General features: G+C 51.7%; 22 protein-coding genes. 8 read left to right on the forward strand and 14 right to left on the reverse strand.

The features are described 5' to 3' along the window. The first annotated feature begins 195 nt into the window (after positions 1–195). Complete coding sequence (locus ACEVG1_RS15495; protein WP_374744624.1) at positions 196–1206, forward strand: LacI family DNA-binding transcriptional regulator; 1011 nt, start codon at positions 196–198, stop codon at positions 1204–1206. Between the two features lie 109 nt (positions 1207–1315). Here ACEVG1_RS15495 and lpdA (ACEVG1_RS15500) read toward each other — a convergent pair whose 3' ends face one another. Continuing rightward, positions 1316–2704 (reverse strand): dihydrolipoyl dehydrogenase, encoded by a 1389-nt coding sequence (lpdA, locus tag ACEVG1_RS15500; RefSeq protein WP_374744625.1) that lies wholly within the window; start codon positions 2702–2704, stop codon positions 1316–1318. 229 nt (positions 2705–2933) lie between these two features. Here lpdA (ACEVG1_RS15500) and ACEVG1_RS15505 point away from each other — a divergent pair, with 229 nt between their 5' ends. Beyond that, positions 2934–3236: a DUF3817 domain-containing protein gene (locus tag ACEVG1_RS15505; RefSeq protein ID WP_374744626.1), complete on the forward strand. Its 303-nt coding sequence runs from the start codon at positions 2934–2936 to the stop codon at positions 3234–3236. A gap of 3 nt (positions 3237–3239) precedes the next feature. Here ACEVG1_RS15505 and ACEVG1_RS15510 read toward each other — a convergent pair whose 3' ends face one another. From ACEVG1_RS15510 to ACEVG1_RS15545, 8 genes are all read right to left on the reverse strand, one after another. Further along, positions 3240–3629, reverse strand: coding sequence for an acyl-CoA thioesterase (locus tag ACEVG1_RS15510; protein WP_374744627.1), 390 nt, complete (start codon positions 3627–3629; stop codon positions 3240–3242). 93 nt (positions 3630–3722) lie between these two features. Next, on the reverse strand, positions 3723–5129 hold the full coding sequence (gene lpdA, locus ACEVG1_RS15515) for a dihydrolipoyl dehydrogenase (protein WP_374744628.1): 1407 nt from the start codon (positions 5127–5129) through the stop codon (positions 3723–3725). Positions 5130–5248: 119 nt separating this feature from the next. Then, positions 5249–5782, reverse strand: a complete 534-nt coding sequence (locus ACEVG1_RS15520) for a plastocyanin/azurin family copper-binding protein (RefSeq protein WP_374744629.1) — start codon at positions 5780–5782, stop codon at positions 5249–5251. Between the two features lie 137 nt (positions 5783–5919). Beyond that, the gene (locus ACEVG1_RS15525; RefSeq protein WP_374744630.1) at positions 5920–7533 is read right to left on the reverse strand and encodes a response regulator; all 1614 of its coding nucleotides are present in this window, start codon (positions 7531–7533) and stop codon (positions 5920–5922) included. Positions 7534–7535: 2 nt separating this feature from the next. Continuing rightward, a complete protein-coding gene (locus tag ACEVG1_RS15530) occupies positions 7536–8102 on the reverse strand; it encodes a chemotaxis protein CheB (protein ID WP_374744714.1) in 567 nt (188 codons plus the stop codon). A gap of 40 nt (positions 8103–8142) precedes the next feature. Beyond that, positions 8143–8955, reverse strand: a complete 813-nt coding sequence (locus ACEVG1_RS15535; protein ID WP_374744631.1) for a protein-glutamate O-methyltransferase CheR — start codon at positions 8953–8955, stop codon at positions 8143–8145. A gap of 10 nt (positions 8956–8965) precedes the next feature. Next, positions 8966–11989: a response regulator gene (locus ACEVG1_RS15540; RefSeq protein WP_374744632.1), complete on the reverse strand. Its 3024-nt coding sequence runs from the start codon at positions 11987–11989 to the stop codon at positions 8966–8968. 86 nt (positions 11990–12075) lie between these two features. Then, positions 12076–13242 carry a hypothetical protein gene (locus tag ACEVG1_RS15545; RefSeq protein WP_374744633.1) on the reverse strand — a complete coding sequence of 389 codons (1167 nt, stop codon included), beginning with the start codon at positions 13240–13242 and terminating at the stop codon, positions 12076–12078. A 155-nt stretch (positions 13243–13397) separates the two neighbouring features. Here ACEVG1_RS15545 and ACEVG1_RS15550 point away from each other — a divergent pair, with 155 nt between their 5' ends. The 5 genes from ACEVG1_RS15550 (at position 13398) to ACEVG1_RS15570 (ending at position 18233) form a co-directional block, all read left to right on the forward strand. Next, positions 13398–14111: a head GIN domain-containing protein gene (locus tag ACEVG1_RS15550; protein ID WP_374744634.1), complete on the forward strand. Its 714-nt coding sequence runs from the start codon at positions 13398–13400 to the stop codon at positions 14109–14111. A gap of 141 nt (positions 14112–14252) precedes the next feature. Continuing rightward, positions 14253–15251 (forward strand): flotillin-like protein FloA, encoded by a 999-nt coding sequence (gene floA, locus ACEVG1_RS15555; RefSeq protein ID WP_374744635.1) that lies wholly within the window; start codon positions 14253–14255, stop codon positions 15249–15251. 123 nt (positions 15252–15374) lie between these two features. Continuing rightward, positions 15375–16703, forward strand: coding sequence for a DUF3472 domain-containing protein (locus ACEVG1_RS15560; protein WP_374744636.1), 1329 nt, complete (start codon positions 15375–15377; stop codon positions 16701–16703). Positions 16704–17127: 424 nt separating this feature from the next. Beyond that, positions 17128–17652, forward strand: a complete 525-nt coding sequence (locus tag ACEVG1_RS15565; RefSeq protein WP_374744637.1) for a KdsC family phosphatase — start codon at positions 17128–17130, stop codon at positions 17650–17652. Beyond that, positions 17649–18233 carry a nucleoside triphosphate pyrophosphatase gene (locus tag ACEVG1_RS15570; protein ID WP_374744638.1) on the forward strand — a complete coding sequence of 195 codons (585 nt, stop codon included), beginning with the start codon at positions 17649–17651 and terminating at the stop codon, positions 18231–18233. Before ACEVG1_RS15565 ends, ACEVG1_RS15570 begins: the two co-directional genes overlap by 4 nt. A 6-nt stretch (positions 18234–18239) precedes the next feature. Here the strand turns inward: ACEVG1_RS15570 and ACEVG1_RS15575 are convergent, their stop codons facing one another. From ACEVG1_RS15575 to ACEVG1_RS15590, 4 genes are all read right to left on the reverse strand, one after another. Next, positions 18240–20798, reverse strand: coding sequence for a TonB-dependent receptor plug domain-containing protein (locus ACEVG1_RS15575; RefSeq protein WP_374744639.1), 2559 nt, complete (start codon positions 20796–20798; stop codon positions 18240–18242). 111 nt (positions 20799–20909) lie between these two features. Then, on the reverse strand, positions 20910–21362 hold the full coding sequence (locus ACEVG1_RS15580) for a hypothetical protein (RefSeq protein ID WP_374744640.1): 453 nt from the start codon (positions 21360–21362) through the stop codon (positions 20910–20912). Between the two features lie 60 nt (positions 21363–21422). Next, the gene (locus ACEVG1_RS15585) at positions 21423–23006 is read right to left on the reverse strand and encodes a flotillin family protein (RefSeq protein ID WP_374744641.1); all 1584 of its coding nucleotides are present in this window, start codon (positions 23004–23006) and stop codon (positions 21423–21425) included. Between the two features lie 90 nt (positions 23007–23096). Next, a complete protein-coding gene (locus ACEVG1_RS15590) occupies positions 23097–23699 on the reverse strand; it encodes a hypothetical protein (RefSeq protein ID WP_374744642.1) in 603 nt (200 codons plus the stop codon). Between the two features lie 182 nt (positions 23700–23881). On the opposite strand from ACEVG1_RS15590, the gene ACEVG1_RS15595 reads away from it, so the two are divergent. Then, positions 23882–24331 carry a PepSY-like domain-containing protein gene (locus ACEVG1_RS15595; protein WP_374744643.1) on the forward strand — a complete coding sequence of 150 codons (450 nt, stop codon included), beginning with the start codon at positions 23882–23884 and terminating at the stop codon, positions 24329–24331. Between the two features lie 9 nt (positions 24332–24340). Here ACEVG1_RS15595 and trpA read toward each other — a convergent pair whose 3' ends face one another. Beyond that, positions 24341–25117 carry a tryptophan synthase subunit alpha gene (gene trpA, locus ACEVG1_RS15600; protein ID WP_374744644.1) on the reverse strand — a complete coding sequence of 259 codons (777 nt, stop codon included), beginning with the start codon at positions 25115–25117 and terminating at the stop codon, positions 24341–24343.

A 25117-nucleotide genomic window follows, 5' to 3' on the forward strand; every position in this document is an offset into this window, starting at 1 on the left:
CGAATCAAAGTTAAGTAAGCCTAAAAAGAGGCAACGCGCTGCCCTGGATGACGATTTCCGAAGCAGCCTGCTCGCCGCGTATTTTTAAAAGCGATTTCCCTGGAATAACCTCCCGCACGTGTTTTCCTTCTGCCAATAATTCGTATATTGCGCTTTCCAACGATGGTTGGAACTGACCATAAAAAGGGGAAGCTGATGAAGGAAGGTAAACCGGCAACGATCAAGGAAATTGCGAAGCGGTTGAAAATTTCACCGTCTACGGTATCACGCGCTCTGAATGACCATCCGAGTATCGGGTTGGTAACGACCATGCGGGTGAAAAAGGTGGCCGAGGAGTTGAATTATGAGCCTAATCAAACCGCCATTTTTTTCAAGCAACGTAAAACATTTACCATAGGCGTGGTATTGCCCAGTCTGTCGGAGCCTTTTTTTTCGGCAGCCATCAGTGAAATTGAAAACGTAGCCAGCGGAAAAAATTATACGGTCATCATGGGACAGTCGCTCGACGATGCGGACCGCGAACTTCGTATCCTCCAGACACTGAAAGCGCACCGGGTGGACGGGGTTCTCATGTCAATCGGAAAGAATACCCGTGCGTATCCTTTCATAGAGCTATTGGAAAGTGCCGGTATTCCCATCGTCTTTTTCGATTGCGTGCCCGATCTGGAAAATATCAATAAGGTGGTAAGCGATCTGGAAACGGGCATGCTGGAAGCCATTGATGTGTTCGTCTCCTGCGGGCACCATGCCATATCGCTCATCAACGGCCCACCGCTGCTCCCTGCAAGCATCGAACGTAAACGGGCATATCTTAAAGGGCTCAGCATAGGTGGTATCCCGTTCAAGGAGGAATACATGGTTCATACCGACCTTACCGCCGAAGGCAACGAGACAGCGATATCCCAATTGCTGGCCTTGCCGAAACGCCCGTCGGCCGTTGTTTCGTTCAATGACTATGTAGCATTGGACGTGATGAAGGTGGTCCGCCAACGGGGGGTCACCCTTAACCAAGACATCCATTTCATTAGCTACGCGAACTACCCGCTCTGGAAGTACATGGAAAATCCGCCCATGGCATCCATCGAGCAGTTTCCCGGCGAGCAAGGGAAAAAGGCGGCGGAATTACTTTTCGAACAGATAGATGCCGTAGAACGGCCGGAACCGGTAAAGGTGACGTTCAAATCGCGGTTGGTTAATCAGGTTTAAGTCTTTGTCGTAAGTCTTTGTCGTAAGTCTTTAGTCGTAAGTCTTTAGTCGTAAGTGCTGTTCTGGTTGACTTATGACTAACGACTAAAAAAGACTTACGACAAAACAACTATAAATGGATCACTTCGCCGTATGCATCCGCGGCGGCTTCCATAATGGCCTCGCTCATGGTCGGGTGCGGATGCACGGCTTTGATAATTTCGTGCCCCGTGGATTCCAACTTGCGGGCTACCACCACTTCGGCGATCATTTCCGTCACATTGGTTCCGATCATATGGGCTCCGAGGAACTCACCGTATTTGGCGTCGAAAATCACCTTTACGAAACCGTCTTTCGCCCCGGCAGCACTTGCCTTGCCCGATGCGGAGAAGGGGAATTTGCCTACTTTGACTTCGTATCCGGCCTCCTTGGCAGCTTTTTCAGTAAAGCCCACCGATGCAATCTCGGGTGTGCAGTACGTGCAACCGGGAATGTTGTTGTAATCGATCGGCGATATATCCAGCCCTTTTATTTTCTCCACGCAGGTAATGCCTTCGGCCGAAGCGACATGTGCCAGCGCTTGGCCCTTTACGATATCGCCGATGGCGTAAACGCCGTTTACGTTGGTTTTGTAGAAGTCGTCTACCACCACGCGGCCTTTATCCGTTTTGACACCGGCCTCCTCCAAGCCCAGGTTTTCGATATTGGGGGTGATGCCAACGGCCGACAACACGGTTTCAGCTTCGATGGTTTCGGTTCCTTTGGCTGTTTTTATCTGTACCTTGCATCGTTTGCCCGAGGTATCCACCGACTGCACTTCGGCACTCGTGAGGATGTTGATACCCGCTTTCTTCAGACTGCGCTCCAGTTGCTTGGAGATTTCTTCATCTTCTACGGGTACAATGCGGTCGAGGTACTCCACCACGGTTACCTTCGTGCCAATGGCATTGTAGAAATAAGCAAATTCAACGCCGATGGCACCGGATCCGACAACAACGAGCGATTCGGGTTGCTTTTCCAAACTCATCGCTTGGCGGTACCCGATGATGCGCTTGCCATCCTGCTTTAGGTTGGGAAGCTCGCGCGACCGCGCGCCCGTAGCCAATATCGTATGCGTTGCGGTGTATGTTTTGGTGTCCCCGTCTGAACCTTTGACTTCCACTTGGCCGCCTTTTTTTATTTTGGCCGTACCCATAACCACATCGATCTTGTTTTTCTTCATCAGGAACTGGATTCCCTTGCTCATGCCGTCGGCTACGCCGCGGCTGCGCTTCACGATCGCATCGAAATCGGCTTCGCCACCATTTACCTTGATGCCGTAATCAGCGGCATGGTTGAGGTATTCAAATACCTGTGCGCTTTTGAGCAACGCTTTGGTGGGAATACAGCCCCAATTGAGACAGATGCCCCCCAATGATTCCCGTTCTACAATGGCGGTTTTAAATCCAAGTTGGGAAGCCCTGATGGCGGCCACATAACCACCCGGTCCACTCCCGATTACAATGATGTCGTAGTTCATATATCTTAGTTGCTTTCTTGAGATTGATTCACGTTTCTGTTGCTATCCCGAACATGTAAGGTGGCTACAAACTTACATAAATTTTTTTAAGAAAATCCTAAAGTCGCGGCCGTAAGCGATTGACCCGGGACCGAGGACTAACCCCTCCGTCACATTTCGGTCAAAGGGTGGTGGCGACGCTAACCTGCCGGGATAATTGGCTATCTTGCGGCCACAAAAACGATCAAAGATGGTTACAACGAAACAAACCCTCAAATGGTTCTGTAACATTGCCCTTATCGAAGGGATATCCATGGTGGTGTTGGTTGCCTTTTCGGTGTTGAAACGCACCACCGACTACGAATGGGCCCTGTTGGGCGTGAAATACGTGGGCTGGGCGCACGGTATCCTGTTCATCGCGTATGTGTACTTGCTATGGGCGTGTACAGACCGTTATAAGTGGAAAATCGGGCGCGTAGCTGCCTTCTTTCTGGCTTCGCTGATTCCTTTTGCTCCCTTTTTCGTTGAGCGGAAATTACGTCGGGAAGATTGATCTTTACGGTTTGTTCCCGGCGTAAGCGTAGGTGATTTCTGTCTTGCCGTGCGGCGTAGGGTTCCCTTCTTTGTCGAGATTGACGAAAACCAGTTTATCTATTGTCAATATGCTCTTGCGCGTGATTTTATTGCGCACTTGGCAGGTCAGCGTAATAGAGGTGTAGCCAAAGTGCGTCGCGGTGATGCCGAGTTCGATAATGTCGCCTTGGCGGGCCGAACTCACGAAGTTAATTTCGGAAATGAATTTGGTGACCACGTATGGATTGCCCAACTGGACGATGGCGTAAATGACCGCCTCTTCGTCTATCCATCGGAGCAACGTCCCTCCGAAGAGGGTTCCGTTCGGGTTCAGGTCTTCGGGCTTGACCCATTTTCGGGTATGGAAATTCATTCGAAAATAGTTTGTTCTTTATAGGCCTCATGGGAACCTGCATGTTCATCGCCTTTTGTGCCAGACGCTGACAGGGCAGGTTTCATGTGTATTTTACATATGGATGGCACGGTTATCTGTCGCAGCGAGCGATGCCTCGCGGAAAGCCTCCGTATAGGTGGGATGGGCATGGCAGATGCGGGCAATATCTTCGGCAGAGGCCCGGTATTCCATCGCCAGGGTGGCTTCGGCAATCATATCTGCGGCGCGGGGGCCGATCATATGTACGCCCAGCACTTCATCGGTGCTGGCGTCGGCTAGCACCTTTACGAAGCCATCCGTATCGCCGCTGGCTTTGGCACGGCCGCTGGCTTTGAAAGGGAATGACCCTGTTTTATAGGCGCGGCCGTCGGCTTTCAGTTGCTCTTCGGTTTTGCCTACGCTGGCTACTTCAGGCCAGGTGTATACAACGCCCGGAATGAGGTTGTAGTCGATGTGGGGCTGTTGGCCCGCAAGGCGCTCGGCTACGTATACCCCTTCGTCTTCGGCCTTATGGGCCAGCATGGCTCCCTTCACCACATCACCGATTGCATATACTCCGGGTACGGATGTTTCAAGGTGTTCGTTTACGGGTATCTTCTTACCCCGTTCTTCCAGCGTGATGCCGATGTTTTCCAACCCCAACCCTTCGGTATAGGCTGTGCGGCCTACGGCAACGATGCAGTAGTCGCCTTCCCATGTAACGGCTTCGCCCTTTGCATTTTCCGCATTGACGGTTACCTTCTTCCCTTTGGCGGTGGCTCCGGTTACCTTGTGGCCCAAGTAGAACTCCATGCCAAGCGATTTCTTCAATATGCGCTGCAATTCCTTACCTAGTCCGCCATCCATGGTCGGGATGATGTTTTTCTCGTACTCCACCACAGACACCTTAGCGCCCAAACGTGCGTACACGGAACCCAGTTCGAGCCCGATGACCCCGCCCCCGATGATAATCAGGTGTTTTGGTACCTCGGTCAGTGTCAGTGCCTCCGTAGAAGTGATGATCCGTTTTTTATCGATAGGGAGGAAAGGAAGGGCGGTGGGTTTGGACCCCGAAGCGATGACGATGTTCTTGCCAGTGATCTGCTCGGCCTTTCCTTCGGCCCCGGCTATTTTCACCGTATTTTTATCGACAAACGAGCCGATGCCCACGAAGCTGTCAATTTTATTCTTCTTGAACAGGAACGCGATCCCGGCAACGTTTTGCGTGATGACTTCATCTTTCCTGGCGATCATCTGCTTCATGTCTACCGCAAGGTTGCTAAGGTTGATACCATGCGCACCGAACTGGTGGGCAGCGTTATGGTAATGTTCGGAGGAGTCTAGCAACGCCTTTGAAGGGATGCATCCCACGTTCAGGCAGGTGCCTCCAAACGTACTGTATTTCTCGATGATAGCCGTTTTCAAACCCAATTGTGCGCAACGGATGGCGGCTACGTATCCGCCGGGCCCGCTACCGATTATAATGACGTCGTACTGCATGTGATGAAGTTATTCAATTCGATGGCCAAAGGTACGTAATAATTGTTCGTGGATGGAAAAAGGTACAAAAAAAGACAGCCGGTTGACTGTCTTCTTTTTTATTGCGTATGTCGTGCCTGTTACTCAGCGACAATCTTTCCCTGCATCACACCGTAGTGGCCAGGGAAACTGCAGACAAATGGATAGACGCCTTTGCTATCCAGGGTAAACTCAATCACATCCGTTTCGCCCGGTCCCAACAATTTAGTGTGGGCAATGATAGACGATGCAAACGTTGCCGGGATGTATTCGGTATCAACCGCTTTGATGGCCTCACCACCGAAAGCCGGTAAATCCGTTCCCGGTTGCAATACAACAACGTTGTGCCCCATGGACTCCTTGGGCATTTCGCCCACATTCTTGAATGTCAATTTCACGGTCTCACCCGCTTTAACCCGGAAGAGCGTTTTGTCATACTGCATCAAATCAGTACCTTCCAGTGCAATCTCGTTGCTTACAGCCACATCCGCCAAACCGGGGATGTCTACAGCTGGTGCTTCCTGCTCGGTAGCCGTCTCCGTAGCTTCAGTCGATCCTTCACTTGTTTGGTTGCCTCCGCAAGCAGCGGCAAGAACTGCACCCGCAACCACGGGGATTAAAAAAAACTGTTTCATTTTGTGTTTTAAATCTAATGTTCAGATAGTATTTTATCTATGCTAACAGCACAGCGAGCTGTTTTGTTTGCGCCTCAAAGGTAGTTGAATTTGGAAAGGAACAAAAGTGTATTTATCACTAAATTGTAATTTTAGCATTACGCATCCGTTTTGTCTTTAGCTTCGGTGAGCGTTTTGATCAACTGGTAAAGTGAAACGGGATCGAAAGGTTTTCCGACCACGGCGTCGGCCCCCGCTGCATAGGCAGCTTGCTGTTCGCGTTGCAGCACCGACGCGGAAATGGAGATGATAGGGATCTGCCGGATGTGCGCACGGCTATCGCTCCGAATGGTACGGATAGCTTCGAAGCCGCTCATAACGGGCATGTGCGCATCCATGAGTATCAAGCTATAGGATGTGTCTTCCACTTTGTCCAATGCCTCTTTCCCGTTCTTCACGGCATCTACCGCAATCCCCCATGTCTTCAGCATGTGGGTTACCATGAAGCTATTCAGTTCATTGTCTTCGGCAAGGAGTACATTGACATTGTTGAGCACCGGTAGGTCTGTGTATTGCTTCTTGTCCGATTTTGGTGCCGAATCGGAATCGGCCTCATCAAACCAACACTGGAATACAAATTCACTGCCCTTGCCCAACTCGCTGTACGCGTGGATTTGCCCTTGGTGGAGGATGACCAACCGTTTCACAATGGCCAGTCCGAGCCCCGTGCCACCGAAGCGTTTGGTGATGCCTTCTTCGCCTTGCTCGAACGATTGGAAGATTTTGTCGATGGCATTGCTGTTTATACCGATACCGGTATCTTTCACCGAAAACTGGATATGGATGCGCTGTTGGGTACGGTTGAGCAATTTGGTTTCCAACACCACGCTGCCCTGCTCCGTAAATTTGATGCCGTTTGAAATGAGGTTGCTCAATATCTGCGTAAGCCGCAGCGAATCGGCCAGGATGTGCTTGGGTAGCTTGCTGTCATTGATTGCTTGGAAGGTGATGCCTTTCTGTTCGGCTTTGTAGCTAAATAGGTTGGTAAGCTCTTCAATGATGTTGGGTAACGATGTCCGTGAATAGTCCAGCCTCATTTTTCCCGAATCGATCTTTGAAAGATCGAGGATGTCGTTGATGATGAGCAACAGCTGCTGCGATGCGTTTTCCAGGTAATCCAGCCATTCCGACTGCTGGTCATTGAGGGGCGAGTTGCGCAGCATGGTGGTAATCCCCGTTATCCCATTGATGGGGGTACGGATTTCGTGGCTCATGTTGGCGAGGAAGTTCTCTTTTGACTTGCGTGCCTGGTCTGCCTCTTTTTTGGCTTTGACCAGCTCGATGTGCGAGCGCTCGAGCTCTTCGTTTTTACGTTTCAGCTCTCGCTGGATATATACCTGCTGCATGAACGATTTTACCTTGGCTACCGTGATATCCGAGTTGAGCGGTTTATAAAGGTAGTCTACGGCACCACTGTGGAGCCCCTTGAGCAGGAATTTGTCTTCTTTAGATATGGCCGTAACCATGATCACCATGATTTGCCATGTTTTCGGATTGCTTTGAAGCAATGAAACAAACTCGAAACCATTGATTTCGGGCATCTGCACATCTACCATGGCGATAGCGATGTCGTTGTTCCAGCAATAACGGAGGGCCTCGTTGGGGGAGGTACTCCCCCATATATCCAGGTTCTCTATATCCGCCAGCAATGCCTTCAGGCTGAGTACATTCTCTTCTTTGTCGTCTACGATGACTAACTTCAGTTTCTCCATGGTTAATTCCTAAAAATATGGTTGCTCAGCCCTTGGCTGAGGATGATGAGTTCGCCGTTGGTGAGGGTCAAGTCCACCGCGCCTTTCCTGATAGCCGCGGCAGGCATGGTTTCCACTTCGGCATCGCGCGGATGCTGCACGATGCATAGTCCATCCACCTTGCGGACGGACTCCATGCCCTCGGCACCGTCTTGGTTGGCACCCGACAGCAGGATGGCTACGGTGGATGCGCCGTAGACGTCTGCGGCGCTCTGCATGGTCACATCGATCGATGGTCTGCAGAAATGCACCGGCTCGGAGGTGTCCAGTGATAGGCTTCGATCGGGTTCTACCAACAAGTGGTACCCGGCGGGAGCAAAATAGGCCGTAGCGGGCCGGATGGGCTCTTTGTCTTCCGCTACTTTCACCACTATACGGCATTTGGCAGCAAGGTTCGCTTCGAGATGGGTTTCGTAGTTGGCATTCCGGTGGATCACCACTAAGACGCCAACGGGGAGGTTTGCTGGCAATGCTTTAAGCATCGTTAAAAGCATTCTGAACCCACCGGCCGAACACCCCAGCACGAGCACCCCGGTATGTCGGAGCTTATTGGCGATATATGGGTTTGACTCAAGCAATTTTCTGATAGATATTATGTGTTTTGCTGATTACCCTGAATTTGTGCCGCAGCCCGTTGGCAGGGAGCGTTTCCCTGGCCCCCAAGCATAAGAAACCGAATAGCGCGAGGCTGGCATAGAGGAGATTAACCACCTTATGTTGCAGATCCGCCGTGAAATAAATGAGCACATTACGGCAGGTAATCAATTGGAATTCATTGAAAACGCCATCGGAAACCAAATTGTGTGTGGAAAATAAGATATTCTTCCGCAATTCGTGATGGACAATGGCGGAGTCGTACATCGCCGTGTAATACTCGGATAGCGAATCGCCCGAATCTGTTTGCAGGTAATTGTCGGAATAGACTTTCATTTTTTTCAGGTCAATGATGCCCTGTTTTGCACGTTCAAGGACCGCTGTATTGACGTCGGTGCCATAGATGAATGTGCGGCTGTATAATCCTTCTTTACTAAGAAGTATGGCGAGGGAGTAGACCTCTTCGCCCGTAGCGCAACCGGCACTCCATACCTTGATGTGGGGAAAGGTGGCGAGGTAAGGATGTATTTCTTCGCGCAGGGTCTTGTAAAATGCCGGATCGCGGAACATTTCCGTCACATTTACCGTTACTTCAACGAGAAACTCGTTGAAAAAGCCGGGCGAATTTACCAGACTGTCTTTCAGTCCTGCGAAATCGATTTGATAAATCGTTAGGATACGGGATACGCGGCGTTTGAGGGACGCGCGTGAGTAGCCGCTCAAATCGAAGCCATGGACGTTGTTGACCAACGTGATCAGCTCTTCCAGATTTCCGAACGATACCACCATTCCCTATCGCTTAACTTAACCACACCCGTAATAAGGAGAGTAACTTATTGACGTCAACTGGCTTAGCGATGTAATCGCTCGCGCCAACATCAAGTACATGTTGCCGATCTCCTTGCATGGCCTTGGCCGTAACCGCGATGATGGGCAACTCCACGAATCTTTTGTCCTCCCGGATTCTCGTAATCGCCTCATAACCGTCCATTTCGGGCATCATGATATCCATCAAAACCAAATCGACGCTGGGGTTGTTTTGTAACGCGTCCAGTGCCTCCCGCCCGTTATTGGCTGTTTCAATGGTCAGTTTGTATGGGGCAAATACCGAGCTCAATGCAAAAATATTCCGCATATCGTCATCCACTAGCAAGATATGCTTGCCGTTGAGTACATCGTCCATGTGGATGGTTTCCGATTCGTCCCGAACCGATTGGACCCGGCTGGGAACGGATTTGTCGTCATTAAGCCTGTTGATGAATAGGTGAACCTCGTCAAGAATACGGCGATTGGACTTGTCTGATTTCAATACCATGGTTTGGGTATGTTGCAAGATACGGCTCACTATTTCGGTGGTGAGTTCCATCGCCGTATTGATGATCACGGGTATGTCTGCATATAGGGGGATCTGCTTAATCTGGTCGAGCAGGTCGACCCCCGATATATCGGGCAAGACAATGTCCAGCACGATGCAGTCGTAACGTTCCTCCGATTCCAGGAAGTCCAGCGCTTCGGTACCGGTAAATGCCTGCCTTACGTCTACCCCGCCATCCAAGAGGAATGCTTTCAGGTTTTCACTTTGGATTTCGTGGTCTTCCACAACCAATACTTTCTTCAGTGGCGATGCGGTGATTTTGTGCAGGTGGGCGAACACCTCGTCGAGCGATTTCCTATCGATGGGTTTTTTTAAGAATCCCACCGCTTCGGCTTCCATACCGCTCTCTTTGGATTGGCCGGCCGACATGAGGTGCACAGGGATGTGTTGGGTTGCCGGATTGTTTTTTAATTTCTTGAGCACAGTCCATCCGTCGACGACAGGTAGCATGATGTCGAGGATGATGGCATCGGGCAGCAAATCGATGGCCATCTGCAGTCCGGTATCCCCTTGGCGGGCGAGCAGCGCGTCAAACCCTTGGTCCTTGGCATAGGTGGTCAGGATGTCGGCAAAATACGGGTCGTCTTCTACGATCAGCAAGCGCTTTGGCCAGGCAGGTTCCTGTACCCCTCGCTGCGGGAGCGCCCCCTGCACTACCGGCATATGGGGCTGGTTGTCCGGCTTATCCGGCAGGGGCTCGGTATAAGCCGCGGTCGCGTCTATTTCGGGCCCGTTTCGCAGCGGGAGGAACAAGGTAAAGGTGCTGCCTTTGCCCACTCCACTAGCCACGTGGATGTGACCCCCAAGGAGCGTTGCAAGTTCCCTGCAAATGGACAATCCCAGGCCGGTGCCGCCAAATTGACGGCTCGTGGAACCATCTGCCTGCTTGAAGGCTTCGAAAATCAGTTGCTGCTTTTTTTGGGCGATGCCCACACCGGTGTCTGATACGGCGATCGCGATGGCTTGGTCTGCCGTTATCCCTCCCGCCAATTCGCCATCCCAGCCGGGCGCTTCGCCCGCCGGTGTAAACTGCAACTCCACCCGGCCCTTTTCTTTCGTGAATTTGAATGCGTTGGAGAGCAGGTTCCTAAGTATTTGCCGTAGGCGCTGTTCATCTGTGGCGATGCGCGCAGGTAGTCCCTCGTTCACCGTGATACGGAACTCGATCGCTTTACTGTCTGCGACACTGCTGAAAAGGTCAAGCATATCTTCGGCGATGGACGACAAGGTGATGTCTTCCCACAACAGCTCAACATTGCCCGATTCGATTTTCGATAAATCGAGTATGTTGTTGATCAGGTCGAGCAGGTCTGAACCCGCGTTATGGATAACGGATACATATTTTACTTGTTCGGGCAGTAAGTTACCTGTTTTGTTGTCTTCAAGCAATTTCGCGAGGATAAGTATGCTGTTGAGCGGAGTGCGCAATTCGTGGCTCATATTGGCCAGAAATTCCGATTTATATCTGCCCGATTGTTCCAGTTCGCCCACTTTCAATGCAATGGATTGGCGGGCTAGCTCGATGGAAATATTGCGTTCTTCCAGTAACCTTGCTTTTTCTTCGAGTGCTAGGTTAGCGTGTTTAAGTTCTTCCTGCTGCACCCGCAATTCTTCCTGCTGAGCCTCCAATTCTTCTGCCTGTTGCTGCGTTTCTTCATAGAGGAGGGTAAGCGTTGTATGTGCCTGCGCTACTTTACTGGCCACGGCCAAAGAAATGCCTGCCCGTTGCAGGAATTGGAGGGTTTCTTTGTCGACCTCACGGAAAAAGCCGATCTCCATTACGCCGAGCACTTCCTCTTCGTAAACCAGGGGTTGAATGACAATGTTTTTCGGCTCGGTTTTTCCCAAAGAGGATGTGATGGTGAGGTAATTTTCGGGTATATGCGATAATACAAGTTGTTTTTTGGCAGAAATACTCTCGCCCGCCAATCCCTGGCCATCCATGATCTTAGGAGGAATGTTTTTTGTCTCAACGGCATACGACCCCGCATGGACATATACTTCTTCCCGGGAAAAGCTTTTGAGGTAAATCATTCCGACCTTTGCTTGTACATGTTGGCAAACCGTCCGGATCGCATTGGTGGCTATTTCTTTTTCGCTACGCCCACCACGCGTATGGTTATCCAGGGCAGCCAAGCCGCTGAGTATCCAATTGTCTACCTCTTTTGTTTTCGATAGTTTATTGAGGTCACGGTTGGATTTGCGGATGCGGTAGGCGATTTCCTTGTAGTGTTCAAAGGTTTTTGTGATATAAACCAACAGCCACACAATGAGCGCAAAGACCAATACCGAGGTGACAATGAAGGTGGTCCGGATACTGGCAAGTGTGGTATCGGCCACCTCTACCTGGTTGAAGAGCAAGGTGAGGTAGCGTAAACTAACAAGCAGGATCGCGATCAGGAGTGAGAAGCCTAGATAGATGTGTACCCTGAAGGTTAGTCGTTTCATAATCAACTTGCTTTACCCCGATTCCTGCAAAAGTACGAAAAGTCAAGATATGAATCACACGCTTGTTACAAGTTCGAATCGGAAGGTCAAAGTATCGGATGCCTTTCGAATGGCTTGGTAGGGTCAAATAAGTAGCGGTAGGTGTGGTGCGTTTTATAGATGGTGCCGCCGATATACCGGGCTACGTTCATCATTTTAGGGTTGAAATCGCCAATCCAATTCATCTGTATCTCTTCATACCGTACTTGCGAGGGATCTTGTACCACCTTTGTTGCGGCTACTACCAACGCGGCCTCCACTCCCTTCCGCTGGTGGTCTGGCACCACGCCGAATACGATGCCGAACATGGTCCTGCAGCGTTTGCGCCATCGGTTCCAGACGAACAGCAGTTTGCCCCACAGGGTCAGTCTTCCATCCATGTATTTGACGATGAGCTGATTTACGTCCGGTATATTCACCCAGAAAGCCACGGGTTGGCCGCGGTAGTAAGCAAACCATATGATTTTCGGGTCGACAATGGGTTTCATGCTTTGCATGAGCTTGCGGGCGTTTCCCACACTCATAGGGCCCACACCCTCGTGCCTCGCCCAGGCCTCGTTGTATACCGTACAGAAATCTTCGGCTGCTTTATCAAGTCTGTCGGCCCGTATATGGCTGAAGGTATAGCCGGCGTCTTGGAGCGTATTCATCGCTTTCTCGCTGACCTTGCTAGATAGCTTGGCGGCGATTTCGCGGCGGTAGGTGAATTGCTTGAAATAGACTTGGAAGCCGTATCGTTCGAATAATCGCTGGTAATAGGGCGGGTTGTAGTTGCAGCAATAGCACGGCGGATGGAAACCGTCTACAAGAAGGCCCCACCAGCGTTCGCGGTTGCCGAAATTGATTGGCCCGTCCATCGCCTGTATGCCTTTTTCCTGCAGCCATTCCTTTGCGGCATTGAAAAGTAGGTCGGCGGCCTGTTGATTGTCCACGCATTCGAAAAAACCACAGCCGCCGACGGGAAATTCGTCCCCCTCGAACGTACTGTTATTATAGAATGCCGCGATACGGCCGATGAAGCGGCCGTTGCCGTCGCGGAGCAGCCACCGGGCGCAATGGCCCGTGCGATGGCGCGGATTGGCGTCCGGATCGAATACCCGGTGCACGTCGTTATCAAACGGACGGATGTAATGTGGATCATCGCTGTACAACGTGGGCGCCATCGTTACGAACGCCCGGGCCAGTTGCTCTCCGGTAACGGGTATGATTTCCATAGCTGCTGTCGAATCGATTCTGTCGGTGCTAAAAATAGCGGTTTGTTCCCGCTTCTCCAAGCGTATCCTGTGGGTTGGTGTCCATTCGGCATAAAAAAAGAGGTTGCTTGCAACGAATTGCGCTATGATGCGTCTTATAGGAAATAGTAACGATTATGAATACAAGACTATCATCATTGGGCTGGCTGGTATTATTGTTGCCCTTTCTAGGTGTGGGCCTGGCCCATGCAGCGCTATCACCCTCATTCGGAGACGAAACGCGCAATGTATCGGGGTTTCATGCCGTCGCCAATAGCGGGCACATCGTCGTCGAAGTGCGGTTGGATGGTAAAGAATCCGTCCGCCTAGCAGGGGACGATGCGGCTATCCGGCAAATCGAAACCATTGTGGAAGGGGGTACCTTGAAGATCCGGTTTAAACGGCAATCGCAGCGCAGCAATTGGGGTAAGGTTACCGCCTACGTATCGGCGAAGCGGCTTGATGGACTATCGCAATCCGGCTCGGGCAGCATTACGGTATCGGACGTTATTTCGGGGAAGGAGCTTAACGCGTCATTGAGTGGTTCGGGGCGGATAACGTTTGAAGCGGCCACTGAGGCATGTAACGCATCGATAAGCGGCTCTGGACGTATACTTGCCACCGGAAGGGCTACGCAATGCAATGCATCGATCAGTGGTTCGGGCGTTTTCGATGGCGGTGAATTGAAAAGCCAAACCGCTAGCCTTAAGGTTTCGGGTTCGGGCAATATGAATATCCATGTGGATCGGCAATTGGATGCATCCATCAGCGGTTCGGGAAATATCACGTATACCGGCGATGCGCAGACGAATGTACGGACCTCCGGTTCGGGCAGGGTACGGAAGCGGTAAGCAGCATGGGCATGCCGTTATCCATCGGTCGGCCAACCATGCTGTCGTAGCTTTTGGCGGAAAAGGTTAATTTTTTTGAGTGCGCAGCCAAAAAAGTTGTATCTTTAGGAGCATAAACGCACTATAAAACGTATTGAACCCATGGATCCGAGTATTACCCCCATTTTGATTATCGTAGGCGCTATTGTTGCCTTTTTCTTCCTGCTGTATCTCCTTCCCGTAAACCTGTGGTTTACAGCCCAGTTGTCGGGAGTCCGTATCAATCTGTTGAACCTGCTGCTGATGCGGCTCCGGAAAGTTTCCCCCGCACTGGTCACCAATGCCATGATTACTTCCACCAAAGCGGGATTGGATATCACGTCGAACGAGATCGAAACCCATTATTTAGCCGGCGGCAATGTCAATAATGTGATCAAAGCATTGATTTCTGCCGATAAGGCAAACATCCCGTTGGACTTCAAGCTGGCCACGGCGATTGATCTGGCCGGTCGCGATGTGTTTGACGCCGTGCAGCTATCGGTCAACCCACGGGTTATCAACACGCCGCCCGTGGCGGCCGTGGCGAAAGATGGTATCCAGCTTATTGCCAAAGCGAGGGTGACGGTAAGGGCCAATATCAACCAACTGGTAGGTGGTGCCGGCGAAGAGACCATCCTCGCCCGGGTGGGCGAGGGGATTGTTACGACCATCGGATCGGCGGCAAATCACAAAGAAGTACTGGAAAATCCCGACCGTATCTCAAAAACCGTCTTGGCAAAAGGTCTGGATAGCGGTACTGCATTCGAGATCCTGTCTATCGACATCGCCGATATCGATATCGGCGAGAACATCGGGGCGAAATTGCAGACCGACCAAGCGGAGGCGGACCTCAAAGTGGCCAACGCACGTGCGGAAGAACGGCGGGCGATGGCTGTCGCCTCCGAGCAGGAAATGCGCGCCAAAGCGCAGGAGGCCCGGGCGAAGGTCATCGAAGCGGAGGCACAGGTGCCATTGGCCATGGCAGAAGCATTCCGTAGCGGCAACCTGGGCGTAATGGATTACTACCGGATGCAGAATATCCAGGCCGACACCGATATGCGTGGGTCTATCGCCAAACCCGGTGGCGAGGCTGGCAAAGGCGGTGGCAGCAATAAAGGTTAAAAATCAAACAACCGTTTGTTTTGCCCGAGACAAACGGTTGTTTTCTTTCGGGATGTTTTTTCATCACCTTCTTCTGGTAATTTCCGTCTATATTGGTGGTTCATTCGTTAAAGATAACGCACTATGAAGATTGAATTTATTGCCATTCCGTTGTTTGTTTCCACCTTCTTTCTGATGTCGTCGTGCTCCGCACAGGATGCCCATCCCCATGGCGGCCCTACGCCGGATAGTCACGCCCAGTTCGTGCCCATTGGTGGCAATACCTGGCAGCTGCCGCAGGAATCGCGACAGACGAGCTTCCTGGGAGAGCGTGGGGTAAATGGATGGGATGATACCTCCTACTTTTTCCAAAGCTACATCCGGTTCGCCGATAAGGGTAAACTTAGGCTTTGGCTGAGCTTGGAAAGCGATTCGGAAGATGCGAGGGTGTCGGTAGCCATCAACGGCGAGACCAAGGAAGTGCATATACCGGCCGATTTCTCCGGCGATGTTTTTGCCGGTACCTGGGCGGTTACCGACACCGGTTACGCGATGGTAACGCTGCGCGGCATTGATCGGGGCGGGGTGCATTTCCCGCGAATCGGTGGGTACCGTATCGACGGCAGTGCAGTGTCTCCAGCTACCGCATATGTGAAAAACAATACCGGTGATTTTTTCTATTGGGGCCGTAGGGGGCCATCGGTGCATCTCAATTACCGCGTCCCTGCCGATAAAGCCATCAAATGGTACTACAATGAAATCACCGTTCCCGAGGGGGATGACGTGGTTGGTTCCTATTACATGGCAAATGGTTTCAGGGGTGGCTATTTTGGTATCCAGGTGAATAGTGAAATTGAGCGGCGCATATTGTTTTCCGTTTGGAGCCCCTATGAAACGGATAATCCGGATGAGATACCGGAAGCGCAGCAGATTAAGCTATTGCGAAAGGGCGCAGATGTGCATACCGGTGAATTTGGTAACGAAGGATCGGGCGGACAGAGTTACCTCCGTTACCCGTGGAAGGCAGGGCATACGTACCGGTTTTTGCTGAGTGGCGAGCCCGTAGGGAATAACCATACCGTATATACTGCTTGGTTCTTTGCTCCCGAAAAGGGAGAGTGGATGCTGATTGCCAGCTTCAGCCGTCCCGACACGGATACATGGTTGGAAGGTTTCCATTCGTTTTTGGAAAATTTCAGTCCGCAGCAAGGGCGTTACGAACGCCGCGTCTTTTTTGGGAACCAATGGGTGGCCGATAGGGATGGCAATTGGTACGAAATTACAGCGGCTAAGTTTACCGCAGACAATACGGCCCGGGTCGGATACCGGTTGGATTACGGTGGGGGCGAAGCAGGTAATCGTTTTTTCCTGCGAAACTGTGGTTTTTTTGCCGATTACACGGTGATCGATACTTTTTTTGAGCGCACGGCGGAGGGTAAGCAGCCAACGGTTGATCTTTCTACATTGCCCTAAAAAAACAAAACCCCGGTGATGGGCACCGGGGTTTGTTACTAACCAATTATAAACCTAAATTATGAAAAGACAACCTAAATCCCCAGTGTTATCCGGGCTAAAATCTTTATGCAAAGATATGTACTTTTTTTAATTTCCAACAATAGTTTTGTCGATGAATTGTCAAAAGAACTTCCGCTGAATCCGCGTCCACAAACATCATCCGCGTTTTCAGGGTGGTATTATCAAACCTCGTGCCAAACTGTAATTTTGGCTTACTTAGTGTTTTCTGTACACCAAATAGTGTCGCAGTAGGGCGTTGCTAGTTTCGGACCTTTTCCATTAACCCATACAGGGTGTCTGGATTTGTCTACAAAATGTTTTTTGGATTATACATTTTTAGGCTGCATATTTTGTTTTAAGTTTGGCCTATATTAGGTGGTATATGATATTATTTGATCGGTTTAAACAGGTGAAAGCTTTCATTTTTGCTGTCGACGGCGTATGCGCGGATGGTAAGGTATGGGTATCTGCGCATGGCGAGCCGTGGTCTGCGTTCCATCATCGTGATCGGTATGCCTTGCATTCGGCCGCGCAGCATTATCCCGTCGCATTGGTTGGAAACGGGTATGCCCCCGGAAGCGCCCAATGCCTGCAAGGGTTGAACCTGGCTGATTTGTTGCTTGCAACGGGCGACAAAAAGGCGGTATTGGGTGACTGGATGTCAGACCGGGGGGTGGAAGCGGAAAATGTGTTGTGTATGGGGGGCGACGTGACCGATTTGGACGCCCTGATGGTGGCCGGATTCGGTACGTGCCCTGCTGATGCAGCGGACGACGTCAAAGCCATGGCTGCTTATATTTCGCCTTTTAGTGGTGGATCGGGCGCGGTGCGCGATGTCATCGAGAAGGTAATGAAACTCCAAGGCACATGGGGTGTCGGCGGAGGTTCTCAATTGTCGGCCCTATGAAGGTTATCCTCGCTTCGCAATCGCCCCGCCGCCGGGAGCTCTTGTCGCTTATGGGAATCCCTTTTGAGGTAATTGTGCGTGGGGTCAACGAAGATTTCCCCGGTCAACTAGACCCGATAGGTGTGGTGCGGCATATTGCCGAAAAGAAGGCAATGGTTTTTAATGGGAAAGTTGCCGATGAGCTGGTTATCGCGGCCGACACGATCGTGACGGTAGACGGCCAAATCCTCGGCAAGCCGAAAGACCGGGCCGAGGCCGTCCGCATGCTCACGCGTCTGTCCGGCAGGAAACATGAGGTGATAACCGCCGTAACGTTGCTATACAACGGCCGTATCCTTACATTCCACGAGGTCACCGCGGTTTACTTCCGGGTATTGACCCAAGGGGAAATCGACTATTATGTCGATCGCTACCATCCGTTTGACAAAGCTGGCGCCTACGGTATCCAGGAGTGGATTGGCGCGGTTGCTATTGAGCAAATCGTGGGTTCGTATACCAACGTGGTAGGGCTGCCTACCCAGCAGCTCTACCACGTGCTCAGATCGTCTTTCCCCGAAGCGCTGCCACCTAATGTTTCTTAACCAACGTTAATTGATGCTGAACCTTACCCCCGCATAAAATACCCTGCCCGTCAGTGGCCCCCACAGCAGCGAGGTGTCAAAAAACTCGCTGAATGGCTGGTCTGCCGCCAACACGGGATTTCGCTGGAAGAAGTTTGTCAGGTTTTCACCGCCGATATAGAGGTCGAAGGGTCGCACCTTGCCCATTGTTTTGCTTATTTGCGCATTCATGGTCATGTACGCCTTTGAATAGTCTGGCAGTTGGTAACCGGCCGGATTCGCCGAGGTAGATGGCAATCGCTTCTGCCCGGTGATGTTTAACGTGTAGTCGAAATGCCATCCGCCGCTATGGGTGTTGTATGCGAGGTTGAGAAACCCCCGATGGCGTGCCACAAGTGGCTTTTGCAGCAGCTCGTCGCCGTACGTGGTTTTCACGTCAAAGAAGCGGTAGGCCATCCGTGCCTCAAAGTGGGGTAGCGGCATGAACCGAAACTCCGTTTGCAAGCTATTTGAATACGACCGGCCATCGAGGTTGTAAAAAGCCAGTTCCCTCGGGTTTTCGTAATCCACCACTACCTGGTTGGTAAAATCATTCCGGAAAAACTCCGTACTGAAGGAAGCTTCCCGATGGAACATGCGGAAGGACTGGTCGAAACTGATACCCGTGTTCCAGGCCACTTCCGGTTTTAGGCCATACGCGTTTTCCATTGTATTGGCAGCGATGCGGACGGTCCGGGCACTGGCCAATGCTGCCGTGTTCTCGGCAAAAACATTGGCCGTCCGTTGTCCGCGCCCCCCACTTATCCGGAAAGTCGTTCCCGCCACCGGCTGGTAGCGCAGGTGTAAGCGTGGCGTGGCAAACCACCCGTATAGGTTGTTGTAGTCGCCACGGATACCAGCCACCGCATCGAATTTGTCTGATGGACTATACGTGTATTCGAAGAAGGCGCCCGGCACCACCTCGTTACGCGCAAACCGATCGGCCATATAACGCTCGTCATAGCGGTCGTATTGCATGCTCAGGCCGGTACGGTACTTATGTACCACCGTACCAATGATGTCTTGATAAATGAGGTTGGCATACGCATTCCGTTGTTCCGCATCATAGGTGCGTTGGCCGAAATAGGACGATTGGTTGTAGGATGTGCCCGAGAGCTGCAATCCGATACTGCGCTGCGTATGTTGGGGGAAGACATAGCCTATTTTAGCGAACGCTTCGTAACGCTCGATATCGAAGGCAAGCCCGTACCGGTTCTGTGTCAGCTTGTCCGTGGCGGGATTGAAATCGATCTCCCCGCCCGTGCGGTCGTCGCTGAGGAACTTGACCCCGAATTGTACGATAAAACCTTTGCCATCTTCGTATTTCCAGCGGCCAACGCCCGAGAAGAGGTTGCCCACCGGCGAGTCGCGGAAACCGTTATTGCTGAAATTCATGCTTTTATTATACATGAAATTGTCATGCAGCAACAGGCTGCCCGACCAACGTTCGTTGAAATTGTGGGAGAGGTTGAGGTTTACATCCGTGCGCCCCATGTTGTTGCCATAGGCATTGAAAAACAGTTTCTCGGACGTGCCAGGTTTCTTCAGTTCCACGTTGATCTGCCCGGCGATGTTTTCGAACCCGTTCACTACGGATCCAATGCCCTTGCCTATCTGGATGGACTCGATCCAGGTGCCTGAGATACTATTGAGCCCCAGCGGGGTGGCCAATCCACGCGGCCCGGGCAGGTTTTCTACGGTCAGTTGGGTGTAGTTGCCGCTGAGTCCCAGCATCTGGATCTGCTTGCTGCCCGTAACGGCATCGCTGTTCACCACGTCTACGGAGGCGTTGGTTTCGAAGCTTTCGCTCAGATCGCAGCAGGCCGCTTTGAAGAGCTCTTGTCCCGTCAGCACTTCAAGCCGTGTGGGGCTGAGGGCGGCGATGTAGTTTGAGCGCCGCCGTGCGGATACGGTCACTTCTGCCAATACGTTGTCTTTGGCCGTTACCACCACCACTTCATGGGGGGCGGTTACAGCTATCGTATCGGGCTGGAGGCCGGCATAGGAGATGACAAGCTGTTTGTAGGTTGCCTCATGTGCAATCCGGAATACCCCCGATTCGTCGGAACGTGCATTGACCGAAGTGTTTTCCAGCCAGTGCACGTTCGCATTTGCGATGGGGCTGAGCTGGCCGCGGTTGTTTTCCTGCATGACCACGCCGGTAACCGTGTGGTCGTCGTGCCCATCCTGCCCACTGGTCTTATGCACGTTTTTTTCATCGTGGTACTGGCAGCAGGCGGGCAGTTTTTCGTAGGCTTCCTGTACGGCGGTGCGGCCGTCTGCGTCATGCCCCGCGGCGAGGATGCGTTGCTTGGCAGCTTCCACACTATATGAGGCGCTGTGGGTGAGGGTGAGTTGTTGGGTGCGCACGTCCCAATGGGCGCTTGTCAGCCCGCTGCCATCGGCGGCTTTCTCAATCCGCGCTTTGCACATGCCGCATACGCCGGCTACGGTAAATGTAGCTGTGCTGTCTTGGGCTGCGGCCGACCAACTGGTTATGGCCAGCAGTATATATAACGTAATCGTTGCTTTAATGAAATGGGTCATTGTCGTAAATGGTGTTAATCCTAAACATCGTGAAAAATAACGTGCAAAAGGCACAGGGTGCCGTGAACGGAGCTTTCCAGCCCGGCTCATTGGCTGCGATGGTTGGATGTATCAGATACGATAGGTACAGTGCCTGATGAAGAGGGGCGTGGTTCCGGTATGCGGCAGGGCATTTGCCACTTCTGCCACGGTATAGCTGTCTAGCGGGAAGTCCGCCACGCGGATTAGCGTAAATACAAGGAGCTCCAGCGACTGTATTTTCAGTAGGTTTTTGTCGCTGCTGGGGAGGTGGTCGCCTGTCGTTTTCTGGGCATCTACCTGAATGTCTTGGCAATGGTCGTGCGACTGCACATCGGTGGCGCAGTGTTGGCTGCTATCGCAATCCGTATGCTCGTTGCTTTCGTTGTGGTTGGGGCAAAGCGTACACCTGTCATGGCCGGGGGCACGCTCGTTCTCCACGGATAAGTGCTGCAGTTTCCCGCAGCAGTAATGGAGGTGTACGGTGGCTCCCGTTGCCGAGAAAGCGTACACGAGCATCAGCCATATGGTGAGCACTTTTACCATGGTAGGGGCAAAGATACGTAAAAACCCCGCAGTTTTCAATATAGTTGCGGGGTTTGTATGCTATTTCACTTCTTCGGCATCCTGTATGCCGTCGTCGGGCCCATTACCCTTGCGCTTTTTTCCGGGAGCCCCACCACTTGCAGACTGCAGGTTTTTGGCTTCGCCGAGGTAATTGGGCAGTTCCATTCCGGCCATGTCGAAGATGTCTTTGAGGGGAGGCACGGATTTATATAGCCCCGAGACGAAGTTGGCGGTTGATGTTTTGCCGTCTTCGCCGGAGCCGTTTCCACCGTCCCACACGGTTACCTTATCGATCTTGATGTTTTTGATGGCTTCCGTCTGCAGTTTTACAAGTTCAGGGAGCTTATCGGTAATCAGTAGCAATACGGCGTCTTTCGGGTTGTTGCCGGCAGATTTGACGATTTCATTGAGGCCTTCCGCCTGTTTGGTGAGCATCTCGTATACCCCCCTCGCTTCGGCCTCCAATTTGGCGAATATGGCATCCGCCTCGCCACGCGCTTTCTCGCGCAACTGTTCGGCTTCCGCCTGGGCTTCGATGATGGCTTTTTGCTTTTGGATTTCCGCCGCAACCACGATGGTCGCATTTTGTGCGGCCCGGTCGCGCTCGGCGCGGGCGTCTTCCGCCCGTTGCTCCGCTTTGTATGCTTCTTCCAATGCCAATGCCTGTTGTACCTTTTCGGCAGCGACGGCCTTCTTCAACGCTTCCGCCTCCCGTTCACGGCGCTTCGCTTCAGAATCGGCAATCTGTATTTTAGAGAGGTTTTCGCCCTGTACGGCAATGGCGTTTGCATCGGCCACTTTCACGCGTGTATCACGTTCGGCCTCGGCTTTCCCGATATTTTCGTCGCGCGCCGCACCGGCGATGCTTACTTCTTTGTCTTTTTCGGCAATAGCTACTTCGGTATCACGGTCCCGCTGCATTTCTGCGACTTTGATATCCCGCTCCTTTTCTGCCTCTGTCTTTCCTATGTCACCCAATCGTTCCTGCTCAGCCACGCGGATTTTTGCCTCGTTGATGGCTTTCGCTGCGGCTTCTTTACCCAATGCGTCGATGTAACCGCTCTCGTCTTTAATATCGGTGACGTTTACGTTGATCATCTTAAGACCAATCTTGTTGAGCTCCGCTTCGACATTCGTTGCAATATTGTGCAGGAATTTATCCCGATTGTTGTTGATCTCTTCGATATCCATCATGGCCACCACGAGGCGCATTTGACCAAGGATGATATCTTTGGCCAACTCATGGATCTGCGGGCGTTGCATGCCCAGCAACCGTTCCGCAGCGTTCATCATTACTGTCGGTTCGGTAGAAATCCCCACGGTATACCTGGAAGGTACGTCTACCCGGATATTCTGCTTGCTGAGTGCGCTGGTGAGGTTTACCTCGATGGAAATGGGAGTGAGGTCCAGAAAGGAATAGTCTTGGATAACCGGCCAGATAAAGGCGGCACCCCCATGGATGCATTTGGCAGCCCGGGTAAGGTCGGAGGCGTTTTTACCCACCTTTCCATAGACCACCAAAATGCGATCTGACGGACAGCGTTTGTATCGCTTAAACAGCGAAATGATGAATACGAAGATGATGATGATGCCAACGGCAATGGCGATTAGGTAAAATTCCATACGGCTTATGTTCTAATTGTTAATGCTTAATTGTTGATACTTTCTAAGCTTTCTGAACGGAACGGTTAATTGACCATTAACCATTGACCATTAAAAAGTCGTTTTCCCCGTTACCAATAAGATGCTTTCGTTTACGATTCCTACTACGGTTACCGGTCTCCCCGTCGGGATGTCGTCCTCGTCGTCGGTCAGCGCCCTCAGTTCCCGGAGGGAACCCTGCACGCGGATATGCACCTTCCCATAGCCACTGCGTACGGCCGGTATCCGCAGGTATGTTTCGGCCTGCTTATGCAGTGCATTCTGGATGCGCAAGGTGCCGCTAGAACGGAGCTTTGCCATCCGCGAAAAGAGGTAGAACATGATCAATACGATGGCCACACCCGATACGGTTGACCAAATGACTACCTGCCCGATGGGAAGCCCGCTTTTCAGGCAACCCAGCCCCACCCAGCCGAAAACGGTGAAGAACGTAATGAAGTTCTTAATGGTGAAAAATTGGTAGTCGATGCCCCCGTCGCCATCTACATATTCATCCGAATCGCCGAATGCCCCATCATCGTCGCCCCCGCCAATGAAAGCGAAGATCGTTTGCATGACAAATAGGAACGAAAACAGCAAGGCGACCGCCCAAAAGAATTTCTCAGTGCCTCCGAGTGCCTGCCACCAAGTTGTTATGGATAGTGTTGTGTTCATTTATCGCTTAGATTAAACGGTGTTTAACAATGGTTGCGTGTGGTCCGTTTATCCGTACCTAATTACGCGGTGTGTTTGTCCATTGGATGTCAAATTTGGGAAGATGTTACAACAATTCCTAATTTCCAAAGTTTTTCCTGTTTTGGACGCTTTTTTTGTAGGCGAAACAAAAAGGTAATACCATGAAGAAATTACTGTTTGGCTTGTGTGTGTTGTCGCTGGCATACCTGCCCGCTGCCGCGCAGGGCGTGCAAAAGCGCGGTGTGCCCGCGGTGGTGCTGAATGCTTTCCAGCAGCAATTCCCGAAAGCACGGCAAGTGGAGTGGGAAAAGAAGCGCGATGGGAACTACGAGGTGGAGTTTGACAATGGTTTGTTCAGCCGTGACCACCAGGCAATCATCAGCCCCGAAGGGAAAGTGTTGCGCCATGAAGAGGAAATGTCGTCCTATTCATTGCCCGATGCGGTTAAGCAGCAAATCAAGGCAGAATTTGACGGGTACCGGGTGGGCGATGCCAAGAAGATTGATACGGCGGGCTCCATTACCTATAAGGTGGAGCTGGATAGCCGGTACGGCGATCTGGAGGTCATTTTCGATCCGGCCGGCAAGATCGTGAAGGAGCGGATGGACTGATGTCCATCCTCATCCTTTTTTCAGCTGTTGTATAAACGGCGCTATCTTCGCGTGGTAATCCGCGTTGCCCAGCAGTTTCACGAAAGCACTACCTACAATGGCGCCATCGGCGTGGTCGGTAGCATGTACGAACGTGTCGTGGTTGGAGATGCCAAATCCGATGACCGTCGGATTTTCGAGATCCATGGCCGCGATGCGGGAAAAGTAGCTTTCCGTATTTTCCGAAACCGCCAGGTTCTTGCCGGTAGTAGCCGACGAAGACAACAGGTATATAAATCCGGTGGATAGGCCGTCAATTTTCCGGATCCGTTCTTCGGATGTCTGTGGTGTAACGAGGAAGATGTTGCTCAACCCATGGGTGTTAAATACCGATCGGTAATGCGTTTCATACTCATACATGGGTAGGTCGGGTACAATGGCTCCGTCTACGCCAACAGATTGGCATGCTTTGCAGAAATCCTCCACGCCGTACTGCAGCACCGGATTCACGTATCCCATCAGCAATACGGGAATGCTGACCCGCTTGCGTAAATCTTTCAGTTGATCGAAAAGTACGTCCAATGTCATGCCGTTGCGCAGTGCAACTTCTGAGCTGTGCTGGATAACCGGTCCGTCGGCTACCGGGTCGGAATAGGGGAAACCGATTTCGAGGAAATCGGCACCTGCGTTTTCCAATGCTTCGGCGATGTCCAATGTGCTATCGAGCGTCGGGTAACCGGCGGTAAAATAAATGGAGAGGACGCGCCTGTCGCCTTTTTCGGCGAACAAATTCTTGATGCGGTTCAT

Source organism: Parapedobacter sp. 2B3 (genome assembly GCF_041925275.1).
In the GTDB taxonomy this organism is placed as follows: Bacteria; Bacteroidota; Bacteroidia; order Sphingobacteriales; family Sphingobacteriaceae; genus Parapedobacter; species Parapedobacter pyrenivorans_A.